21 protein-coding genes and 1 riboswitch are annotated in these 20,121 nt (G+C 73.6%); of the genes, 11 read left to right on the forward strand and 10 right to left on the reverse strand.

What is annotated here, in order from left to right; genetic code table 11:
* The first annotated feature begins 29 nt into the window (after positions 1 to 29).
* A complete protein-coding gene (locus GA0070623_RS03505) occupies positions 30 to 815 on the forward strand; it encodes a TetR/AcrR family transcriptional regulator (protein ID WP_067311535.1) in 786 nt (261 codons plus the stop codon).
* A gap of 10 nt (positions 816 to 825) precedes the next feature.
* A complete protein-coding gene (gene def, locus GA0070623_RS03510) occupies positions 826 to 1,332 on the forward strand; it encodes a peptide deformylase (RefSeq protein ID WP_067311537.1) in 507 nt (168 codons plus the stop codon).
* Between the two features lie 36 nt (positions 1,333 to 1,368).
* Here the strand turns inward: def and GA0070623_RS03515 are convergent, their stop codons facing one another.
* Entirely contained in the window at positions 1,369 to 1,716 is a 348-nt protein-coding gene (locus GA0070623_RS03515; RefSeq protein ID WP_067311540.1) for a winged helix-turn-helix transcriptional regulator, read from the reverse strand.
* A 97-nt stretch (positions 1,717 to 1,813) separates the two neighbouring features.
* Here GA0070623_RS03515 and GA0070623_RS03520 point away from each other — a divergent pair, with 97 nt between their 5' ends.
* Positions 1,814 to 2,428: a malonic semialdehyde reductase gene (locus tag GA0070623_RS03520; RefSeq protein ID WP_067311542.1), complete on the forward strand. Its 615-nt coding sequence runs from the start codon at positions 1,814 to 1,816 to the stop codon at positions 2,426 to 2,428.
* Positions 2,429 to 2,462: 34 nt separating this feature from the next.
* Here GA0070623_RS03520 and GA0070623_RS03525 read toward each other — a convergent pair whose 3' ends face one another.
* The gene (locus tag GA0070623_RS03525; RefSeq protein ID WP_089003893.1) at positions 2,463 to 3,236 is read right to left on the reverse strand and encodes a sulfite exporter TauE/SafE family protein; all 774 of its coding nucleotides are present in this window, start codon (positions 3,234 to 3,236) and stop codon (positions 2,463 to 2,465) included.
* Between the two features lie 174 nt (positions 3,237 to 3,410).
* Here GA0070623_RS03525 and GA0070623_RS03530 point away from each other — a divergent pair, with 174 nt between their 5' ends.
* A complete protein-coding gene (locus GA0070623_RS03530) occupies positions 3,411 to 4,190 on the forward strand; it encodes an endonuclease/exonuclease/phosphatase family protein (protein ID WP_089003894.1) in 780 nt (259 codons plus the stop codon).
* An 18-nt stretch (positions 4,191 to 4,208) separates the two neighbouring features.
* On the opposite strand, the gene GA0070623_RS03535 is transcribed toward GA0070623_RS03530, so the two are convergent.
* From GA0070623_RS03535 to GA0070623_RS03545, 3 genes are all read right to left on the reverse strand, one after another.
* Positions 4,209 to 5,114 (reverse strand): bifunctional 5,10-methylenetetrahydrofolate dehydrogenase/5,10-methenyltetrahydrofolate cyclohydrolase, encoded by a 906-nt coding sequence (locus tag GA0070623_RS03535; RefSeq protein ID WP_231932643.1) that lies wholly within the window; start codon positions 5,112 to 5,114, stop codon positions 4,209 to 4,211.
* 6 nt (positions 5,115 to 5,120) lie between these two features.
* A riboswitch (ZMP/ZTP riboswitch) is annotated at positions 5,121 to 5,197 on the reverse strand.
* 68 nt (positions 5,198 to 5,265) lie between these two features.
* Positions 5,266 to 6,270 carry a tyrosine-type recombinase/integrase gene (locus GA0070623_RS03540; protein ID WP_067315359.1) on the reverse strand — a complete coding sequence of 335 codons (1,005 nt, stop codon included), beginning with the start codon at positions 6,268 to 6,270 and terminating at the stop codon, positions 5,266 to 5,268.
* 529 nt (positions 6,271 to 6,799) lie between these two features.
* Entirely contained in the window at positions 6,800 to 7,528 is a 729-nt protein-coding gene (locus tag GA0070623_RS03545) for an SDR family NAD(P)-dependent oxidoreductase (protein ID WP_067315360.1), read from the reverse strand.
* 157 nt (positions 7,529 to 7,685) lie between these two features.
* Between GA0070623_RS03545 and GA0070623_RS03550 the strand changes: the two genes are divergently transcribed.
* Positions 7,686 to 8,147, forward strand: coding sequence for a peroxiredoxin (locus GA0070623_RS03550; protein ID WP_084261633.1), 462 nt, complete (start codon positions 7,686 to 7,688; stop codon positions 8,145 to 8,147).
* A 66-nt stretch (positions 8,148 to 8,213) separates the two neighbouring features.
* Positions 8,214 to 8,909 (forward strand): hypothetical protein, encoded by a 696-nt coding sequence (locus tag GA0070623_RS03555; RefSeq protein ID WP_067315362.1) that lies wholly within the window; start codon positions 8,214 to 8,216, stop codon positions 8,907 to 8,909.
* Between the two features lie 80 nt (positions 8,910 to 8,989).
* Here GA0070623_RS03555 and GA0070623_RS31335 read toward each other — a convergent pair whose 3' ends face one another.
* From GA0070623_RS31335 to GA0070623_RS03570, 3 genes are all read right to left on the reverse strand, one after another.
* Positions 8,990 to 10,195: a GNAT family N-acetyltransferase gene (locus GA0070623_RS31335; RefSeq protein WP_089003895.1), complete on the reverse strand. Its 1,206-nt coding sequence runs from the start codon at positions 10,193 to 10,195 to the stop codon at positions 8,990 to 8,992.
* Between the two features lie 115 nt (positions 10,196 to 10,310).
* The gene (gene cydB, locus GA0070623_RS03565) at positions 10,311 to 11,309 is read right to left on the reverse strand and encodes a cytochrome d ubiquinol oxidase subunit II (RefSeq protein WP_067308687.1); all 999 of its coding nucleotides are present in this window, start codon (positions 11,307 to 11,309) and stop codon (positions 10,311 to 10,313) included.
* A gap of 15 nt (positions 11,310 to 11,324) precedes the next feature.
* Complete coding sequence (locus GA0070623_RS03570; protein ID WP_067308689.1) at positions 11,325 to 12,734, reverse strand: cytochrome ubiquinol oxidase subunit I; 1,410 nt, start codon at positions 12,732 to 12,734, stop codon at positions 11,325 to 11,327.
* 172 nt (positions 12,735 to 12,906) lie between these two features.
* On the opposite strand from GA0070623_RS03570, the gene GA0070623_RS03575 reads away from it, so the two are divergent.
* The 4 genes from GA0070623_RS03575 (at position 12,907) to GA0070623_RS03590 (ending at position 16,729) form a co-directional block, all read left to right on the forward strand.
* The gene (locus GA0070623_RS03575) at positions 12,907 to 13,683 is read left to right on the forward strand and encodes a lysophospholipid acyltransferase family protein (RefSeq protein ID WP_067308692.1); all 777 of its coding nucleotides are present in this window, start codon (positions 12,907 to 12,909) and stop codon (positions 13,681 to 13,683) included.
* Positions 13,684 to 13,780: 97 nt separating this feature from the next.
* A complete protein-coding gene (locus GA0070623_RS03580) occupies positions 13,781 to 14,548 on the forward strand; it encodes a glycerophosphodiester phosphodiesterase (RefSeq protein WP_067308695.1) in 768 nt (255 codons plus the stop codon).
* Positions 14,549 to 14,563: 15 nt separating this feature from the next.
* Positions 14,564 to 15,955, forward strand: a complete 1,392-nt coding sequence (locus GA0070623_RS03585) for an MFS transporter (RefSeq protein ID WP_067308699.1) — start codon at positions 14,564 to 14,566, stop codon at positions 15,953 to 15,955.
* 57 nt (positions 15,956 to 16,012) lie between these two features.
* Positions 16,013 to 16,729 (forward strand): thymidine kinase, encoded by a 717-nt coding sequence (locus GA0070623_RS03590; protein WP_067308702.1) that lies wholly within the window; start codon positions 16,013 to 16,015, stop codon positions 16,727 to 16,729.
* A 3-nt stretch (positions 16,730 to 16,732) separates the two neighbouring features.
* Here the strand turns inward: GA0070623_RS03590 and GA0070623_RS03595 are convergent, their stop codons facing one another.
* Positions 16,733 to 17,194, reverse strand: coding sequence for an Rv0361 family membrane protein (locus GA0070623_RS03595; protein WP_407937962.1), 462 nt, complete (start codon positions 17,192 to 17,194; stop codon positions 16,733 to 16,735).
* Between the two features lie 107 nt (positions 17,195 to 17,301).
* Between GA0070623_RS03595 and GA0070623_RS03600 the strand changes: the two genes are divergently transcribed.
* A complete protein-coding gene (locus GA0070623_RS03600; protein WP_067308705.1) occupies positions 17,302 to 19,008 on the forward strand; it encodes an acyl-CoA dehydrogenase family protein in 1,707 nt (568 codons plus the stop codon).
* A 48-nt stretch (positions 19,009 to 19,056) separates the two neighbouring features.
* On the opposite strand, the gene GA0070623_RS03605 is transcribed toward GA0070623_RS03600, so the two are convergent.
* Positions 19,057 to 20,055 (reverse strand): tyrosine-type recombinase/integrase, encoded by a 999-nt coding sequence (locus tag GA0070623_RS03605; protein ID WP_067308709.1) that lies wholly within the window; start codon positions 20,053 to 20,055, stop codon positions 19,057 to 19,059.
* Positions 20,056 to 20,121: the final 66 nt, after the last annotated feature.

The raw sequence follows: 20,121 nt of genomic DNA on the forward strand, positions 1-20,121 counted from the left end.
GCCGTACACCATACGGCTAGGCTGGCCGCATGCACGTCGAGTACAGCGGCACCGGCGACCCCGCCCGCAGCCTCGCCCTGCTCTGGCGCACCCGGGACCGGGCCAGCCGCGGCGGCGACCTCGGCGTCGACCGGATCGTCCGGGCCGCCATCGAGGTCGCCGACGCCGACGGCCTCGCCGCGCTGTCCATGCGCCGGGTCGCCGAACGCCTCGGCGTCGGCACCATGTCCCTCTACACCCACGTGCCCGGCAAGGGCGAACTGCTCGACCTGATGCTCGACACCGTGCACGGCGAGACCCCCCGCCCGGCCGACGTCCCCGGCGGCTGGCGCGGCCGGCTGGAACGCATCGCCCGCGACACCTGGGCGCTGTACCTGCGCCACCCGTGGCTGTTGCAGGTCGCCACCACCCGCCCTCCGCTCGGCCCGCAGGTCACCGCCCGCTACGACTACGAACTGCGCGCCGTCGAGGGCATCGGCCTGACCGACCTGGAGATGGACGCCGTGGTCACCCTCGTCGACTCCTACGTGCACGGCGCGGTACGCGGCGCGGTCGAAGCCGCCCGGGCCGCCCGGGACACCGGACTGACCGACGAACAGTGGTGGCGGGCGCACGCCCCGTACCTGGAGAAGGTGATGGACCCGGCCCGCTTCCCGACGGCCGCCCGGGTCGGCGCCGCCGCCGGCGAGGAGTACCAGGCCGCCACCGACCCGGCCCGCGCGTTCGACTTCGGGCTGGCCCGCGTGCTCGACGGCATCGCCGCCCTGATCGCCCACCGGAGCGCCGACGTGACGCCCCCGACGGCCCCCCGATAGCCTTCCGGTCATGACCGTACGCCCGATCCGGATCATCGGTGATCCCGTCCTGCGCACCGCCTGCACCCCGGTGACCCGCTTCGACGCCGCGTTGCAGCAGCTCGTGGACGACCTGATGGACACCCTGCTCGGCGCACCCGGCCGGGCCGGTGTCGCCGCCCCGCAGATCGGCGTCGACGCCCAGGTGTTCGTCTACGACGCCGACGGCCACCGCGGGCACCTGATCAACCCCACCATCGAGCTGTCCGACGAGACCCAGGACGACGACGAGGGCTGCCTGTCCATCCCCGGGCTGTACTTCCCGACCCGCCGCGCCCTGCACGCCACCGTGCACGGCGTCGACCGGCACGGCGACCCGCTGACCATCTCCGGCAGCGGGTTTCTCGCCCGCGCGTTGCAGCACGAGACCGACCACCTCGCCGGCCGGCTCTACGTCGACACCCTGCACGGCGACGTGCGCCGCCGGGCCCTGCGGGAGATCCGCGCCGGCCGGTTCGACTCACCCCGCCGCCGCTGACCGGCCGCCCGGGGGACGGCATGCCACCGCCGCCGGTCAGCAGCGAACGGCGGGAAGGTTCTCGTCGGCCCACCGGGCCAGCGCGTCCAACGCCGGCAGCAGGGCGGCGCCCCGCTCGGTGAGCTGGTAGCTGACCCCCACCGGCGGACCCTCGCGCACCGTGCGGCGGACCAGGTCGACCCGGGCCAGCTCACCGAGCCGGTCCGACAGCACCGACTCGCTGATCCCCGGCAGCGCCCGGGTCAGCTCGGCGAACCCGGCCGGGCCGGCGGCGAGGGTGCCGAGGATCATCCCGTTCCACCGCTTGCCGAGGAACGCGAACGCGCGGGACAGGCCCCCCGGGCAGGCGCGGGGCCCGTCGTCGATCGGGGAACACGTCGTCATCGGTCCAGCATACGTGGTCCACACCTCACCCTAGCGACTACGAAAAAACTAGCTGCTATCGTGGCCGCAGCACATTCGATCCGACCGGAGGCACCCCATGACCGACGTCCTGCCCGACCAACTGATCACCCTCAGCCCCGAAGCCCAGGCCCAACTCTTCACCGAGGCGCGCACCGCCAACACCTTCACCGACACCCCCGTCGGCGACGACCAGCTCCGCGCCATCTTCGACCTCGCCAAGTACCCACCCACCGCCATGAACGTCCAACCCCTGCGGGTCCTGTTCGTCCGCCCCGGCGCCGGCCGCGACCGCCTCCTCACCCACGTCGCCGAGGGCAACCGGGCCAAGACCGCCCAGGCCCCCGTCGTCGCCGTCCTCGCCGCCGACACCGACTTCCACGAACACCTCGACACCCTCTTCCCCGTCCGCCCCGGCATGCGCGAACACTTCGCCGCCGACCCCACCGCCCGCGACGGCATGGCCCGCTTCAACGCCGGCCTCCAGGTCGGCTACTTCCTGCTCGCCGTCCGCGCCGCCGGCCTCGCCGCCGGCCCCATGGGCGGCTTCGACGCCGCCGGCGTCGACACCGAGTTCTTCACCGGCACCGGCTGGAAATCCCTGCTCCTGGTCAACATCGGCCACCCCGGCCCCGACGCCTGGCACCCCCGCCTGCCCCGCCTGGACTACGACACCGTCGTCCGGCACGCCTGACCCAGCGCGAGGCCGGCCGGGCGCCACCGCACGCTCAGCCGGCCCACCACTGGTCGTACCCCAGCCTCACCACCAACGCCGCCACCACCACCAGCAACACCACCCGCACGAACCCCGCACCCCGCCGCAACGCCAACCGCGCCCCCACCGCCGCCCCCGCCACGTTGCACACCGCCATCGCCAACCCCAACCACCACCACACGTGCCCGGTCGCCGCGAACACCACCAACGCCCCCAGATTCGTCCCCGCGTTGACCACCTTCGCCATCGCCGAACCACCCAGAAAATCCGCCCCCACCAACACCGTGAACGCCACCACCAGAAACGTCCCCGTCCCCGGACCGATCAACCCGTCATACACCGCGATCCCCACCCCACACACCACCACCGCCACCACCATCCGCACCGGAGTCCGCCGCCCCGGCACCGGCACCGCCCCCCACCGCGGCCGCACCACCACGAACAACGCCACCACCAGCAACACCACCAACACCACCGGCCGGTACGCCGACGCCGGCACCGCACCCGCCAACCCCGCACCCAACCCCGCACACACCACCGCCACCCCCGCCGCCGGACCCGCCACCACCCAGTCCACCCGGGTCCGCCGCGCGAACGTCACCGCCGCCGTCGACGTCCCCGCGATCGCCGCCAACTTGTTCGTCCCCAACGCCGTCGCCACCGGCACCCCCGGCGCCGCCACCAACAACGCCGGCAACAACAACAACCCACCCCCACCCACCACCGCGTCGACCCCACCAGCCAGGGCCGCGGCAACGAGCAGACCGATCAACGACACAGGATCCACGGGCCGCCATTCTTCCCACCACCCACCACCACCCGCCCGCCCGGGTGGCCCACCTCACCGCCCCCGCCGCCGACGCACCCACACCCCCACCCCACCCAGCGCCACGAACACCAACACCGAACAACACAACAACTTGATCATCCGGTAACTCTGCCACGGACGTAGGGTGCACAGGTGCGCCTGGCGACCTTCAACCTGCTGCACGGCCGCTCCCTGACCGACGGGCTCGTCGACCCCGACCGGCTCACCGCCGCCGTCCACGCCCTCGACGCCGACATCCTCGCCCTCCAGGAAGTCGACCGCGACCAGTCCCGCAGCGGCCACCACGACCTCACCGCCATCGCCGCCCGCGCCCTCGACGCCCCCGAACACCGCTTCGCCGCCGCCGTCGTCGGCACCCCCGGCGAACACTTCCGCCCCCTACGCCACGACGACGACGGCCACGGCGAACCCTGCTACGGCATCGGCCTGATCAGCCGCCACCCCGTCCGCACCTGGCAGATCACCCGCCTCACCCCCGCACCCGTCCGCTCACCCCTCTACCTCCCCGGCCCCGGCGGCGGACTGGTCCTCCTGCGCGACGAACCCCGCGTCGTCCTCGCCGCCGTCCTCGACACCCCCCACGGCCCCCTCACCGTCGCCGCCACCCACCTCTCCTTCGTCCCCGGCTGGAACGCCCACCAACTCCGCCGCGTCGTCCGCGCCCTGCACGCCCTACCCGCCCCCCGCATCCTCCTCGGCGACCTCAACCTCCCCGCCGGCCCCGCCCGCCTCCTCACCGGCTGGCACCCCCTCGCCCGCCGCCCCACCTACCCCGCCACCGCCCCCCGGATACAACTCGACCACATCCTCGCCGACCCCCACGGCCGGCACCGGCTACCCCCGGTCACCGCCGTCCACACCCCCCGCTCCACCATCTCCGACCACCGACCCCTCGTCGTCGACCTCGGCTGACCACACCCGGCCCCACACTCAACCCCGCCCCACCGCCCGCTGCGCCGCCCGCACCGCGTTGCGGAACAACATCGCCACCGTCGTCGGACCCACCCCACCCACCCGAGGGGTGATCGCCCCCGCCACCGCCGCACACGACTCGTCCACGTCCGGCAACAACCGGCGACCCGCGTACCGCACCCCACCACCGACCACCACCGCACCCGGCCGCACATGCTCCGGCCGCACGATCCCCGGCACCCCCGCCGCCGCCACCAGGATCTCCGCCCGCCGCGTGTACCGGGGCCAGTCCGCCACCCCGGTGTGCACCACCGTCACCGCCGCGTTCGCCGTCGGCCGCTTCTGCGCCAACAACATCGCCAACGGACGACCCAACGTCGCCCCCCGACCGAGCACCACCACCTCCCGACCCGCCACCGGCACCCCGTGGAACGCCAGCAACGCCTCGATCCCCGCCGGCGTACACGGCAACGGCCCCGGCAGCCCCAACGCCAACCGACCCATGTTCACCGGATGCATTCCGTCCACGTCGGAATCCGGATCCAACTCCGCCAACGCCCGGTCGTAGTCCAGGTGCCCCGGAACCGGATGCTGCACCAGCACCGCGTGCACCCCGGCGTCGTCGTTGAAATCCCGCAACACCCGGTGCAGATCGGCCTGCGTCGCCGACCCGGGCAGCCGCACGTGCGGCGACGCGAAACCCAGCTCCGCCGCCTGCCGGGACTTGATCCGGATGTACCCCACGCTGGCGTCGTCGTCACCCACCAGCACCGTCGCGAGCGTCGGCACCACCCCGACCGCGCGCAACGCCGCCACCTCCGCGGTGACCTCGGCGAGAATCCGCTCCGCCACCGGCCCACCCGGCAACAACCGGGCACCACCGGACGAGGGGGAGGAGGAAGAAGAGGAACAGACATGGCTCACCTCGACCACGGAGGCCCAGGCGGTCGACCCCCGCGACGAGCTCCCCGATGGTGGATCCATCCCCGTGCCGCCAGTCGCGTCCACCCCCACCATTGCACACCCACGGCCACCCCCGCCCGGCCGACACGCCCCCGCACCCGCCGACGACCACTCAGTCGAGCCGACCCCCCGACACCAATCCCACCAACACCCGGTTCGTCCGGTTCGACCGCACCGCCGCCCGCTGCTGACCCGCCGTCACCTCGATGTACGTCTGCGACGACGCCAACGACGCGTGCCCCAGCAACCGCATGATCTCGGCCGCACCCGCCCCCTCCTCGGCCAACCGGGTGGCGAACGTGTGGCGCAACGCGTGCAACCGGGCACCCGCCGGCACCCGGTCGGTGATCCCCGCCCGCCGGTAACAGGAGTCCACCAGGTACTGCAAACCTCCCCGCCGCAACGGCTCACCACGGCGGTCCACCAGCAACACCCCGTCCGGACGTACGCTGCGCGCCCCGAACCGCCGTCGCCTACTGTCCAGGTAGGCCGACACCACCTCGTCCAACTCCGGCTCCACCGGAACCACCCTCGGCCGACCGCCCTTGCCGGCGACCGCCACCCGGCGCTCGCCGGCCCGCCCCGACACCGACGACACCCGCAACGCCAGCAGCTCCGCCAGGCGCAGTCCCGCACACAACGCCAACGCCAGCACCGCGACGTCCCGCTCCGGCCACGGGTCACGCTGCCGGCCGTCCTTCTGCGACACCGACGCGAGCAGCACCTCCGGGGTGTCCTCGCCCCGCAGCGGCTTGGGCTGGGGGAGCGGGGTGCGGGGACGGCCCACCGCCGGCATCGGGTTGCCGGCCACCACCTGCTCGGCCACCAGGAACGAGAAGAACCCGTTCCAGCTCGACCAGGCCCGGTGCACCGACGCCGCGGCGCGGGTGGCAGCGAACCGGGCGAACGCCGCCCGCATCAGCCTGGGGGAGAGGTCGGAGATCATCAGCTCGTCGGGGGACCGGGCCGGGTCGACCTGCGCACCCGCCAGCGCCGCGACGGTGTGCAGGTCCCGCCGGTACGCCTCCTGGGTGTGCGGGGACGGTTTGCGGGTGGCCCGCGCGGTCAGGAACTCCTCGATGAGCCGTCCAACCGATTCGTCCTGTTTGTCATGCATAAGTGATATTATGCAGCCTTTTCGGGTTGGTGGCCAGCGGAGGGGAGTGGCGTACCGCGGTGCCCGGCCCGCACCTGCCGGACGTTCCCCGGGTAGCTGCGGGCCGGGGCGCGGCACCGCTCGCGTCCCGGTCGGTGCCGCTCCGGCCGGGACGGTGCCGCGCCGCCCGGGGTGGTGCCCGACGGTCCGGGGGATGCTCCCGTCGGCGGTCCGCGCACCGCCTCGGTGTCGGCGGCCGGGAAGGCTGCGGCGTCCGACCGTCGTCCGGGATTCGCGGGTACGACTCCGCAGCGCTGATCGGCTTCGGAAGCACCGAGGGCGACCGGCGCAGCACGGCGGGGACGCGGGACCGCGCTGACGCGGGGGCTCCCGGAGCGGGTCACCGGCATCGACGCCGACTGCGGTCGCCCGGGGTGGTGCGGGCCGCCGGAGGAGGCCCCACTCCGGTCAACTTTACATAATGTGCATTATCGAATCTGGCCGGAGGTGGTGTGCAGCGCGGTGCGCCGCCGACCCCGGGGTCGCCGCCCTACAGACCGCCGGCCACCCGCAGCACGGTGCCGGTGGTGTAGGTGGCGTCGGGGCCGAGCAGCCAGGCGACGGCGCCGGCGACCTCGTCGGGTTCGCCGGCCCGGCCGAGCGGGATCCGGGCGGCTGCGGTGTCGGCGCGGTCGGGTACGCCGGAGGTGGCGTGGATGTCGGTGCGGATGATGCCCGGGGCGACGGCGTTGACCCGGATGCCGCGGGGGGCGAGCTCCTTGGCCAGGCCGAGGGTGAGGGTGTCGGTGGCGGCCTTGACGGCGGCGTAGTGGACGTACTCCCCCGGGCTGCCGAGGGTGGCGGCGGCCGAGGAGATGTTGACGATGGCGCCGCCCCGGGTGAGGAGGCGGGCCGCCTGCTGGGCGCAGAGGACGTACCCGATGAGGTTGACGTCGACGACCCGGCGCAGGTCGTCGGGGCGCAGGTCGGTGAAGGGGCCGATCGGGCTGGTGACGCCGGCGTTGTTGACCAGGGCGGTGAGGGGGCCGAGGTCGGCGGCGGCGGTGAAGAGGCGGTCGACCTGGGCCGGGTCGGTGGTGTCGGCGGGGACGGCGACGGCGCGGCGGCCGAGGCGGTGGATGTCGGCGACGACGGCCGCGGCGGCGGCGTGGTCGCGGCGGTAGCCGATGGCGAGGTGGTGGCCGTCGGCGGCGAGTCGTCGGGCGGTGGCGGCGCCGATGCCTCGGCTGCCGCCGGTGATGACGGTGACCGGATTCAATGCCCTGCTCCCCTGGTGTGCTGGTGACCGCCCGGTGTGCGGCGGGTGTCGACGGTATCGTCCGCGCGTCGGTCGGGTGGCCACGGTGGGGTGCGGGGGTGATCGCTTACGCTCACCGCGCGTCGGTCGGCGTCGGTACCGCAACTGGTGGAGGTGCGTGGTGGGTGTGAATGTCGGTGACCTGGTGGCGGATTTCGAGCTGCCGGACCAGACGGGTGCGCCGCGGCGGTTGTCGGAGTTGGTGGCGGCGGGGCCGGTGGTGTTGTTCTTCTATCCGGCGGCGATGACCCGTGGGTGCACGGCGGAGAGTTGTCATTTCCGGGATCTGGCGGCGGAGTTCGCGGCGGTGGGTGCGCAGCGGGTGGGGATCAGCCGGGATCCGGTGGCGAAGCAGGCGGAGTTCTCCCGGATGCACGGGTTCGACTATCCGCTGTTGTCGGATGTGGACGGTGTGGTGGCGCAGGCATTCGGGGTGCGGCGGCGGTTGCCGTTGGGTCCGTTGAGCACCCGGCGGATGACGTTCGTGATCGGGGTCGACCGGCGGGTGCTGGCGGTGGTGCACAGCGAGTTGGGGATGAACGAGCACGCCGACGAGGCGTTGCGGGTTCTCGGGGGCTGATCTTCCGGTTGTCGTGGTGGGCTGGTATCAAGGCAGGATCAAACACGTGTACGAAAGAGGGCTGTGATGGCGGACCAGGGTTTGTCCGATGACGAGGTGCGGGGCATCCGGGAGGCGTTGGCGGCGGGGCGGAAGCCGAAGGTGGTGTTCACCGCGTCGGCGGGGCAGGTCGCCGGTCAGGTGGGTCAGGTGGTGGAGCTGACCGATCCGGCGGTGTCCGACGAGTTTGTGGTGGTGCGGTTCGGCCGCGACGAGTTGCCCTTCTCCCCCGCCGACGTGGCGGTGGCGCCGCGCGGGGCGGGTCGTCGGGTGGCAGAGGCGAAGTCGGAGCCGGCGGCGGAGCCGGTGGAGCCGGCGACGCCGGAGCCGGCGTTCGTGTTGGACACGCCCCGGGTGCCGGGGCCGCGTCGGGAGGAGCCGAGGGTGGAGCCGGTGGCGGCGGTGGAGAAGCCGGCGGCGCGTCGGCCGGCGAAGGTGGCGAAGCCGAAGGGGCCGGCGGGGTTGACGGTGACGTTGGCGTATGCCGACGGTGAGTGGACGGTGGCGGCGCAGCAGGGTGCGAAGGCGTTGGCGAAGCCGTACGTGGTGAAGCCGGCGGAGGCGTTGCGGATGGTGGCGTTGGTGGACGTGCCGGGGGTGCAGGAGGCGGTGGAGCAGATCCTGTCGGCGGAGCGGTCGGAGGCGGAGCAGCAGGCGGAGAAGCTGCGGGCCGAGTTGGCGGAGATCGAGGCGCGGCTGGCGGAGTTGCGCGAGGCGCGCTGAGTCCCGGGTCTGGTGGGGGTCGTCGTGGTGCCGGCGGGGTGCGCGGGTCGGCGGTCCCCGCCGGTGTGCCGGGTGGGTGGTCAGAAGTAGTCGCCGAGTTGGGCTGGTCCGCCGGCGGCGAGCAGGTCGAGGGGGGCGGGGTCGGTGCCGGCGGGGTGGTGCAGCAGGCCGGCCTGGGCGACGGTGCGGGCGGTGGCGGCGCCGGTGTAGAGCAGGGCGAAGCCGCGGACGGTGAGGTGCAGGTCGGCAGGGGTGGTGGTGCGGCGCAGTTCGGCGCTGCCGTTGGCGACTTCCAGGTGCCAGGTGCCGGTGTTCCAGTCGGCGAGGGGGTCGTCGAGGGTGAAGGTGGTGGTGCCGTTCAGGTGTGCCGGCCAGCCGCGGTCGCGGACGGCGCGGGTGACGTCGACGGGGCGGTGCATCCAGGTGTCCTGTTCGTGCTCGCGGGCCTTCTCGACCGGCAGGTGCGGGATGAGGGGGTCGCCGGGGAGCAGGGTGAGGCGCAGGGTCGGGGCGACGCTGTGCCAGCTGGCGAGCGTGCCGACGAGGGCGCGGGCGGCATCGGCGGTGCTGGCGGCGAGGTCTTCGACGGTGAGGGTGCCCTGGTCGCCGTAGCCGTGGCGGCGGTCCCAGCCGGCGTAGCCGACCAGGTGGCCGTGGTGTTCGACGAGGGTGAGGCCGTCGTGGGGCAGGGTGTCGTCGGTGGTGTGGCGGGTGCGGCGGTGTTGGTGCAGGGGTCCGCTGCGGGCGAGTAGGCCGCGGCGGTGGCGGGTGGTGGCGGTGTGCAGGTCGTCGACGGCGGTGAGGTCGGCGGCGGTGCCGGGGCGGATGGTGAGGTGGGGGGCGGGGCGGTGCCGGGTGAGCAGGGCGGTGGGTAGCGCGACGGTGCGGAGGCTGCCGGCGGTTTCCCAGCCGCAGGTGCGGTAGGGGGCGGCGACGGTGGGGAAGAGCGCGCTGATGGCGGCGCCCCGGTCGTGTGCGCCGCGGAGGAGGGTGGTGAGCAGGGCACGGGCGATGCCCCGGCCGCGGGTTTCGGGGGCGACGGCGACGCTGGCGATGTCGGCGGCGGCGACGGTGCGGCCGTCCCACCACTGGTGGTGGTGGAGGTCGAGGGCTTTGCCGATGAGGCGGCCGGTGTGGTCGAAGGCGCCGTAGCGGGTGGTGCCGGGGGTGGCGGTGGTGTCGTCGGGTGGGGGTTGGGGGTCGGAGCCGAAGGTGGTGCGGCCGAGGTGCCAGGCGGTGGTGGCGTCGTCGTCGGTGAGTTCCCGGACGTGGGGGGCGTCGTGCATGCGGCGACGATAGCGGTGGGTGGGGGTGGCGGCGATCGGTTTGGGTGGGGCGCGTTGCGGGGCCGGTGCGACCCCCTCGCTCCGGCCCCGCGTCCCCGCGCCCCTCGCGCGTCTTTCAGTGTTGCGGGATGTTCTGTACCCCGATTCGCTTGCGGAACACCCAGTAGGTCCAACCTTGGTAGGCGAGGACGATCGGGGTGAAGACGACGGCGACCCAGGTCATGATTTTCAGGGTGTAGGGGGTGGAGGCGGCGTTGGTGGCGGTGAGGGTGCCGGTGGGGTCCAGGGTCGAGGGCATGACGTTGGGGAACAGGGCGGTGAACAGGGTGGCGACGGCGAGGGCGATGGCCAGGGCGGTGCCGGTGAAGGCCCAGCCTTCGCGGCGTGCCCGGGCGGCGGCGAGTGCGCCGAGCAGGGCGAGGGCGGCGCCGGCGGCGAGGGTGATGGCGGCGGGGTTGGCGCGGATGGTGAGGGTCCAGGTGAGGAAGGCGACGGCGACGACGGCGGTGCCGGCGCCGATGCGGACGGCGAGGGTGCCGGCGCGGTGGCGGATGTCGCCGGTGGTCTTGAGAGCAAGGAAGACGGCGCCGTGGGTGAGGAACAGGCCGAGGGTGGTGAGGCCGCCGAGCAGGGCGTAGGGGTTCAGGAGGTCGAGCAGGCCGCCGACGTATTCGTGGTCGGCGTCGAGTGGTACGCCGCGGAAGATGTTGGCGAAGGCGACGCCCCAGAGTACGGCGGGGATGGCGGAGCCCCAGAAGATGGCGTGGTCCCAGCGGCGTTTCCAGGAGGCTTCGGGGCGCTTGTGGCGGTATTCGAAGGCGACGCCGCGGGCGATGAGGGCGAGCAGGATGAGTAGCAGGGGCAGGTAGAAGCCGGAGAAGAGGGTGGCGTACCACTCGGGGAAGGCGGCGAACATGGCGCCGCCGGCGGTGATGAGCCAGACCTCGTTGCCGTCCCAGACGGGGCCGATGGTGTTGATGAGGACGCGGCGTTGGCGGTCGTCGCGGCCGAGGACGGGGAGCAGCATGCCGACGCCGAAGTCGAAGCCTTCGAGGATGAAGTAGCCGGTGAAGAGCACGGCGACGAGGAGAAACCAGATGGTGGTCAGTTCCACGGGGGGCTCCGGGGATCAGTAGGCGAAGGCGAGCGGGCGCTCGGCGTCGTCGTCGGTGTCGTCGGGGGTGGGGGTGACGTCGGGTAGGCCGGCGCGGGCGTAGCGGACGAGGAGTTTGAGTTCGATGACGGCGAGGATGGCGTAGATGAGGGTGAAGGCGGTGAAGGAGGTGAGGACTTCGGTGCGGGAGACGGTGCGGGAGACGCCGTCGCGGGTGAGCATTTCGCCGAAGACGATCCAGGGTTGGCGACCCATTTCGGTGAAGATCCAGCCGAAGGAGTTGGCGAGCAGGGGTAGTGCGGGCATGACCAGGCCGGCGCGGAGCAGCCATCTGCTGGTGGGGGTGCGGCCCTTGCGTTGGGTCCAGAGGATGAGCAGGGCGATGGCGGCGGCGGCGAGTCCGAAGCCGATCATGAAGCGGAAGCTCCAGTAGGTGACCGGGATGATCGGGGTGTAGCTGCCGGGGCCGTACTGGCTGGCGTACTGGGCCTGGAGGTCGTCGATGCCGTGGACGGTGCCGTTGGGGTCGCCGGTGCCGAGGTAGGACAGCAGGTAGGGGATTTTGAGGGCGAAGATCTCGCGGCTGCCGTCGAGGCTGCCGATGGTGAGTACGGAGAACGAGGCGGGGCTCTCGGTGGTGTAGAGGCCTTCGGCGGCGGCCATCTTCATGGGCTGTACCTGGGTCATGATCTTGCCTTGGATGTCGCCGGTGAGGACGACGAGGGTGGCGGAGATGAGCACGACCCAGGCGCCGAAGCGGGTGGCGTGGCGGTAGGCGTCGGTGTCGGGGCTGGTGCGGTGGCGCATGAGGTGCCAGAGGCCGACGGTGGTGACGAGGGAGCCGGCGACGAGGAAGGCGCCGGCGAGGGTGTGCGGGAAGGTGATGAGGGCGACCTTGTTGGTGAGGACGGCGAGGAAGTCGGTGAGTTCGGCGCGTCCGGTGTCGGGGTTGAAGCGGTAGCCGACGGGGTTCTGCATGAACGAGTTGGCGGCGAGGATGAAGTAGGCGGACAGGTTGGTGCCGATGGCGGCGGCCCAGATGCTGGCGAGGTGCAGGCGTCTGGGGAGCCGGTCCCAGCCGAAGATCCACAGGCCGATGAAGGTGGATTCGAGGAAGAAGGCGACGAGGGCTTCGATGGCCAGGGGTGCGCCGAAGATGTCGCCGACGAAGCGGGAGTAGTCGGACCAGTTCATGCCGAATTGGAATTCCTGCACGATGCCGGTGACGACGCCCATGGCGAAGTTGATCAGGAAGAGTTTGCCGTAGAACTTGGTGAGTTTGAGGTATTTCTCGTCGCCGGTGCGGTGCCACCGGGTCTGGAGGATGGCGACCAGGACGGAGAGTCCGATGGTCAGTGGTACGAAGAGAAAGTGGTAGACGGTGGTGACACCGAACTGCCAGCGGGCGACGTCCAACGCGTCCACCGGGATCCCCCTGCCGTGAATACTACGAGACGTAGTAAATACTACTGCGCGTCGTAGGGCGGTGGGCAGGGCCGGGAGGCCCGATCCGGCCCGGGACCAATGACCCTGATCACCCCGGGCCGCCCGACCCGGGATCCGACCCGTCCCCCGCCCGTGCGACCATCGGCGACTGATGGACACCCCGCGCCCCGGCTGGCAGCCCCCACGGTTCTGGCGTGCCGCCCAACTCCTCGCCCGGCTGGTCGTCGCCCTGGTGGCCCGACTGGAGGTCAGCGGGGACGTCCCCGCGCACCTGCGCCGGGGGCCGCTGATCCTGGCCGCCAACCACATCAGCCCCTTCGACCCCATCGTGCTGGGCGCCGCCTGCCGGGCCCGGGGCATGGCGCCCCGCTTCATGGCCACCGGAGGGCTGTTCCGCACCCCCGGGCTCGGCGCGCTGATGCGCTACGCCGGGCATCTGCGGGTCGACCGGGGCACCAGTGGCGTACGCCGGGCGCTCGACGACGCCGCCGCCGCGGTCACCGCCGGTTCGGTGGTGCTGGTCTACCCGGAGGGACGGATCGGGTTGGACCCCGGCATGTGGCCCGAGCGCGGCAAGACCGGGACGGCCCGGCTCGCGATGGCCTGCGGTGCGCCGGTGGTGCCGGTCGCCCAGTGGGGGTCGCACGAGGTGCTGCCCTACCGGGCGCCCCGGGGGATGCTGCGCTGGCTGGGCCGGGCGCTGCTGCGCCGCCCGGTGATCCGGGTCCGCTTCGGGGCGCCGCTGGACCTGGGTGACCTCTCCCCCGCCGCGCCGGGCGCGGCCCGCCGGGGCACCGACCGGATCGTCGACGCGATCACCGACACCCTGGTGCCGCTGCGCCCCGACGAGCCCGACCGGCCCCGGCGCCTGGACCCGGGGCGTCCGGTGGACACCAGCCGGGTCCACCGCCGCCACTTTTCGGCCTGACCGGCGGGCACGGCGCCCGCGCCGCGCCGCGTCGGACGGGGGTCGCCGTCGCCGGTCGGCCACCCGCCGGTCACCGGGGGCGGGCATACTGCGCTGCGTGGTGACCCGTCCCGGCTATCTGGACGCCCCCACCCCGCTGGCCTTCGCCCACCGGGGTGGGGCTGCCGACGGCGACGAGAACACCGTCGCCGCGTTCGGCCGGGCCGTCGACCTCGGGTACCGGTACGTGGAGACCGACGTGCACGGCACCGCCGACGGGGTGTGTGTGGTCTTCCACGACGCCACCCTGCGCCGGGTCACCGGTGAGCGGCGGCGCATCGCCGACCTGCGGTGGGCCGACCTGGCGTCGGTACGGGTCGGCGGCGCGGCGGCCGTACCCCGGCTCGACGAGGTGCTGGCCGGCTGGCCGCAGGTCCGGTTCAACATCGACGTGAAGGCCGACGGCGGGGTCGCCCCGGCGGTCACGGCGGTGACCCGGGCCGGCGCGGTCGACCGGGTGCTGCTGGCGTCGTTCAGCGACGCCCGGCTGGCCCGGCTGCGGGCGGCCACCGGCGGGCGGGTCGCCACCGGCCTGGGCGCGCGGGGGGTGGCCCGGCTGTGGCTGGCGTCGCGGCACGGGCGGCCGGTGCGGTTGCCGCCGTCGGTGGTGGCCGCGCAGGTGCCGCCGCGCTACGGGCGGGTGCCGGTGGTCGACCGCCGGTTCCTGGCCTACTGCCACCGGCTGGGGTTGCAGGTGCATGTCTGGACGATCGACGAACCTGCCCAGATGCACGACTTACTGGATCGGGGTGTGGATGGCATCATGACCGATCACGTCGGCGTGCTGCGCGACGTCTACCGCAGCCGCGGCCACTGGGCCGCCTGAGCCCCGAGGACCACGATGGCCGATCCGGTCACCACCCCCACCGTCGTCGACGCCCCGGCGGGCCTGCGCCGGGAGCGGCGTGGCTGGTACCTGTACGACTGGGCCAACTCGGCCTTCCAGACCACCGTGATCACGGTGTTCCTCGGTCCGTTCCTCACCACCGTCACCGAGTTGGCGGCGGGTTGCGAACTCGGTGCGGACACCTGTGACGGGTACGTGCACCCGCTGGGCATCCGGGTCGCCGCCGGGTCCTACTACCCGTACCTGATCTCGCTGTCGGTGTTCCTGACGGTGTTCGTGTTGCCGGTGGTCGGGGCGATCGCCGACCGGACGGTGCACAAGAAGCGGTTACTGGCCGGGGCGGCGTTCACCGGGGCGGGGGCGACCATCGCGATGGCGCTGGTCACCGGGGAGCGGTACCTGCTCGGTGGTGCGTTGTTCCTGGTCGCCAACATCGCCTTCGGTGCGGCGGTGGTGGTGTACAACTCGTTCCTGCCGCAGCTCGCCGGCCCGGACGAACGTGATGCCGTGTCCAGCCGGGGCTGGGCGATCGGTTATCTCGGCGGCGGCCTGCTGCTGGCGTTGAACCTGGTGGCGGTGACGCTGCTCAGCGAGGACGACGACCCGCAGCGCACCCTGGACCTGGCCCGCTGGTCGATCGTGTCGGCCGGGGTGTGGTGGGCGGCGTTCACCCTGGTGCCGTTGCGGTGGCTGCGGGAGCATCCCACCGCCGAGGCGTTGCGGGGTGGGGGCCGCAACGTGCTCACCGACGGGTTCCGGCAGCTCGGTCGGACGTTGCGGGAGGTCAAGGCGTATCCGTTGACGCTGTTCTTCCTGCTGGCGTTCCTGGTCTACAACGACGGCATCCAGACGGTGATCACGCTGGCCAGCCAGTACGGCACCGAGGAGCTGCGGCTGGGGCAGAGCACCCTGATCGTGACGATCCTGCTGGTGCAGTTCCTCGCCTTCGGCGGCGCGTTGGGGTTGGGGGCGTTGGCCCGGCGGATCGGGGCGTGGAAGACGGTGCTGCTGTCGCTGGTGCTGTGGACCGGGGTGATCCTGGGGGCGTTCCGGTTGCCCGCGGAGGCGCCGGTGCCGTTCATGATCCTCGGTGGGGCGATCGGTCTGGTCCTCGGCGGCAGTCAGGCGTTGAGCCGGTCGCTGTTCAGCCAGCTCATCCCGGCCGGCCGGGAGGGTGAGTACTACGGGTTCTACGAGATCAGCGACAAGGGCACCAGTTGGCTCGGCCCGTTGGCGTTCGGGTTGGTCTTCCAGCTCACCTCCTCGTACCGGGTGGGCCTGGTGTCGCTGTTGATCTTCTTTGTGGTGGGGTTCGCGTTGCTGGCCGCGGTGCCGATGCGGCGGGCGATCCTGGCGGCCGGCAACACCCCGCCCCGGGTGCTCTGACCGGCGGACAGCCCATCGACCCGATCGTCGTGTGTCGATGGGCTAGGCTGCCCCGACGTGACCGACGACGCCGCTGCCCTCCCCTCCTGCCTGGCCCGCCCGCTCCCGGGCCCGGACGACGGGCGCACCGGCTGCGCCGCCGCGCGGGGGGTCGACGGGCGACCCTTGCACGCCGCGGCGCTGAAGTTCTTCTGGGGGCCGATGGACTGCGGCAAGTCCACCATGGCGTTGCAGATGAACTACAACCACGCCCGGCAGGGCCGCCGGGGGCTGGTCACCACCCGCATCGACCGGTCGTTGGGGCCGCAGGTGACCACCCGGATCGGGTTGGCCCACGCGGCGATCGAGGTGACCGACACCCTCGACCTGCGCGCCCTGGTCCGCGACACCTGGGCCGAGGGGGTCCGCATCGACTACCTGATCTGCGACGAGGCGTCGTTCTACGACGTGGCGCACGTCGAGCAGATGGCCGAGCTGGTCGACGGCTACGACGTCGACGTGTACGCCTTCGGCCTGGCCACCGACTTCCGGTCCTGCCTGTTCCCGGCCGCCCGGCGGCTGTTCGAGCTGGCCGACGAGGTGGCCCGCATCCAGGTGGAGGTGCTGTGCTGGTGTGGCCGGGAGGGCCTGCTCAACGCCCGGGTCGTCGACGGGCGGGTCGTACGGGAGGGCGCCCAGGTCGTCATCGGCGACACCGTGGACAGCGCCGAGGTGCGCTACCAGGTGCTGTGCCGGCGGCACTACCGCGCCGGTGACCTCGGCCCGCGCGCCTGACGCTCAGTACGGGTCACCGCAGACCAGCCAGTCGCCGTCCTCCTTCACCACCGGCAGCCGGCGCTGCTCGGCCGCGCCGCCGTCGCGGACGACCCGGACGCTCACCTCACCGGCGGGCCGGCCGCCCCTGGTCCGCACCGACACGTCGAGGATCTCGTAGCCGGTGACCACCGGCGGGGTGCGGACCCAGCCGGCGAAGCCGACCTCGCTCCACCGGCCGCGGGTCTGCGCGCACAGCCGCCGGTAGGCCTGGTCCACCTGCCCGGCGGACAGCTCCCGGAAGAACCCGTCGGCGCTCTGCCGCACCGGGCCGGTGGCGCCCATCACGACCTGCACGTTCCACAGCCCCAGCCCGGCCACCCCGACCAGGCACAACCCGACGGCGAGGCCGGCCAGGAACAGGCCGGTCCGCACCGGGCGGTGCCGCCGCGCCGGTCTGGTCCACGCCTGCTCCACGTCCATCATCTGCGACGGTAGGCGGCGGGGACGTGCCGCGGGGGCGGTTCGCCCCCTGTCGCGCCACCGGAGGCGATCGTCTACCGTCGGCGCACCCCCTGGTGAAGGAGCGACGGATGAGCCGCTACGTGCAGCCGGTGCCGGACGTCGACGACCCGTACGCCGACGACCGGCTGCTGCGGTCCTGGCTGCGACGGCAGCTCGGGCCGGCCGGGTACGACGCCGCGCAGCCGCGGCTGGCCGCGCTGGCCGCCGACGTCGTCGGGCCGCTGCGGGCCGCGCACGCCGACGCCGAGGCCCACCCGCCGACGCTGGTCCGCTACGACCCGTGGGGCGCCCGCGTCGACCGGATCGACACCAGCGCCGGCTGGCAGGCGCAGCGCGCCGCCGCCGCCCGGCACGCCGTGGTCGCGCTGCCCTACCTGGAGGCGGCGCGCGGCACGTGGGGGGCGGCGGCCCGGGTCGTCCAGCACGCCCTGCTGCACCTGTACGGGCCGGAGTCGGCGACCTTCTCCTGCCCGGTGGCGATGGCCGACGGCGCCGCCGCCCTGCTGCGCACCCCGGAGGTCGACGCGGGGGTGCGGGACGCCTGGCTGCCCCGGCTGATCTCCACCGACCCGGACACGGCGGTCGTCAGCGGGCAGTGGATGACCGAGTCGCAGGGCGGCTCGGACCTGTCCCGCACCGGCACCGTCGGGCGGCCCGCCGCCGACGGGTCGTGGCGGCTGACCGGGGAGAAGTGGTTCTGTTCGGCCGCCGACGCGGCGGTGGCGGTGGCGCTGGCCCGGCCGGAGGGCGCCGGCCGGGGCAGCCGGGTGCTCGCCCCGTTCCTGGTGCCCCGGTACGCCGTCGACTCGCCGCTGGCCGGGGTGACCGCCGCGGCGGACTCCCCGGCCCCCGGGATCACGGTGCACCGGCTCAAGGACAAGCTGGGCACCCGGGCGCTGCCCACCGCCGAGATCGGGTTGCGGGACGCGTACGCGCTGCCGTTGGGGGATCCGGCGGTGCCGGGGCTGGTGCGGGCGATGACCCTGGTGGTGGTGACCCGGGTGCACAACGCCTCGGCCGCCGCGTCGGGGATGCGGCGGGGCCTGGCGTATGCGCGGGCGTACGCCGGGGGCCGGCAGGTCGCGGGTGGGTCGCTGGCCGACGATCCGCTGCACCGGGCGACCCTGGGCGGGTTGGCGGTCGACGCGGCGGGCGCGTTCGCCCTGGCCGGGCATGCGTTCGCGCTGCTCGGCCGGGTGGAGGTGGGGGCCGATCCGCAGGCCGCCGCCGAGCTGCGGGTGGTGGCGCCGCTGGCGAAGCTGGCCACCGGCCGGCTGGCGGTGGCCTCGGCCGCCGAGTACGTGGAGGCGTTCGGCGGGGCCGGTTACGTCGAGGACACCGGTGTGCCGAGGCTGCTGCGCGACGCGCAGGTGCTGCCGATCTGGGAGGGCACCACCAACGTGCTGGCGGTGGACGTGCTGCGCGCGGTCGCCCGGGAGGACGCCGGCACGCCGCTGCTGCGCCGGTTGGCCGGCGCGGTGGACCTGGCCCGACCGGCCGCGCCGGCGCTGGCCGACACCCTCGCCGAGGTGGTACGGGAGCTGCGGGACACCCTCGCCGAGGTCGCCGCCGACCCGGGTGCGGTGGCGGTGCGGGCCGGCGCGCGGGGGCTGGCCCTGCGGATGGCGTACGCGCTGACCACCGCCCTGCTGGTCGAGCACGCCGCGTGGGGTGACGAGCAGGCCGAGGTGGCGGCCCGGTTGTGGGCCCGGCGGTGGCTGCGGCACGAGGACGTCTCCGCCGACGCCCACCACCACCTGGACCTGCTCGGCTGAGGTGTGCCGGCGGGCGGTGGTGGGCGGTCACCGCGGCGACGGGTCCGCTCAGCTGCGTCGCCGTGCCCGGGCGGCCCAGATGGCGTACGCCGGATCCCGGTCGAGGTTGTGCCGGTCGCGGTCGTAGCGGCGGGTGGTGCGCGGGTCGGCGTGGCCCATCGCGTCCTGGACGTCTTCCAGGGGCACCCCCTCCTCGCGGGCGGTGGTGGCGAAGGCGTGCCGCAGGGAGTGTGGGGAGAGTTTCGCCGCCGCGGCGATGCCGGCGGTCGCGGCCAGCCGGCGGACCAGGCGGAACACCGCGTGCCGGTCGAGCCGGCCGCCGGTGGTGGTGGCCAGCAGTGGGCCGGTCAACGCGGTCACGCTCACCCCCGCCGCCGCCGCCCGGTCGGCCAGGTAGGCGTCCACGGCGTACGCGGTGCCGGGGGTGAGGGCGCGTCGGCGGGGCTTGCCGCCCTTACCCACGAACCGGACGCTGCGGTGTCCCCGTTCGGCTCCCAGGTCGGTCAGGTCGAGCGAGACCAGCTCGCCGACGCGGAGTCCGAGGTCGGCGAGCAGGGCGATGGCGGCCCGGTTGCGGGCGGCTGTCGGGCCGGTGTCGGTGTCGGCGGCGGCGAGCAGGGCGTCGACCTCCTGCGGGGTGAGCCCGACGGTGACGGAGTGGTCCCGGTCGACGCGGGGGCGGTCGGCGCCGGAGACCGGGTTGCCGTCGACCGCGCGGAGCTTGACCAGGAACTCGTACCAGCTGGACAGGGCGGAGAGCTTGCGGGCGACGGTGGCGGGGGTCAGCGGCCGGCCGCTGCGCGCCGCGGGGGTGGCCTCCAGGTGCCGGGCGTAGGCGTTGACGTCGAGGAAGTTGGCCCGCAGGGGGTCCAGGGCGCCGGTGGCGCACCAGGTGAGCCAGCCGGCGATGTCGCGCCGGTAGGCGTCGCGGGTGTGCGCCGACAGCCGGCGGTTGCGCAGCCACGCCTCGGTGAAGTCGACCGGTGTGCCGGACAGCGCCGGGCGGGTCGGGACGTGGGGCAGGACGGGGACGTCGGGGCGCGGCATGCGAAAAAGACTCTCAGTCCCGGTGGGGAATCACCGTGAGGCGCGCCCGGTGGGATTGCCGCTGAT

Source organism: Micromonospora rifamycinica (genome assembly GCF_900090265.1).
Taxonomy (GTDB): domain Bacteria; phylum Actinomycetota; class Actinomycetes; order Mycobacteriales; family Micromonosporaceae; genus Micromonospora; species Micromonospora rifamycinica.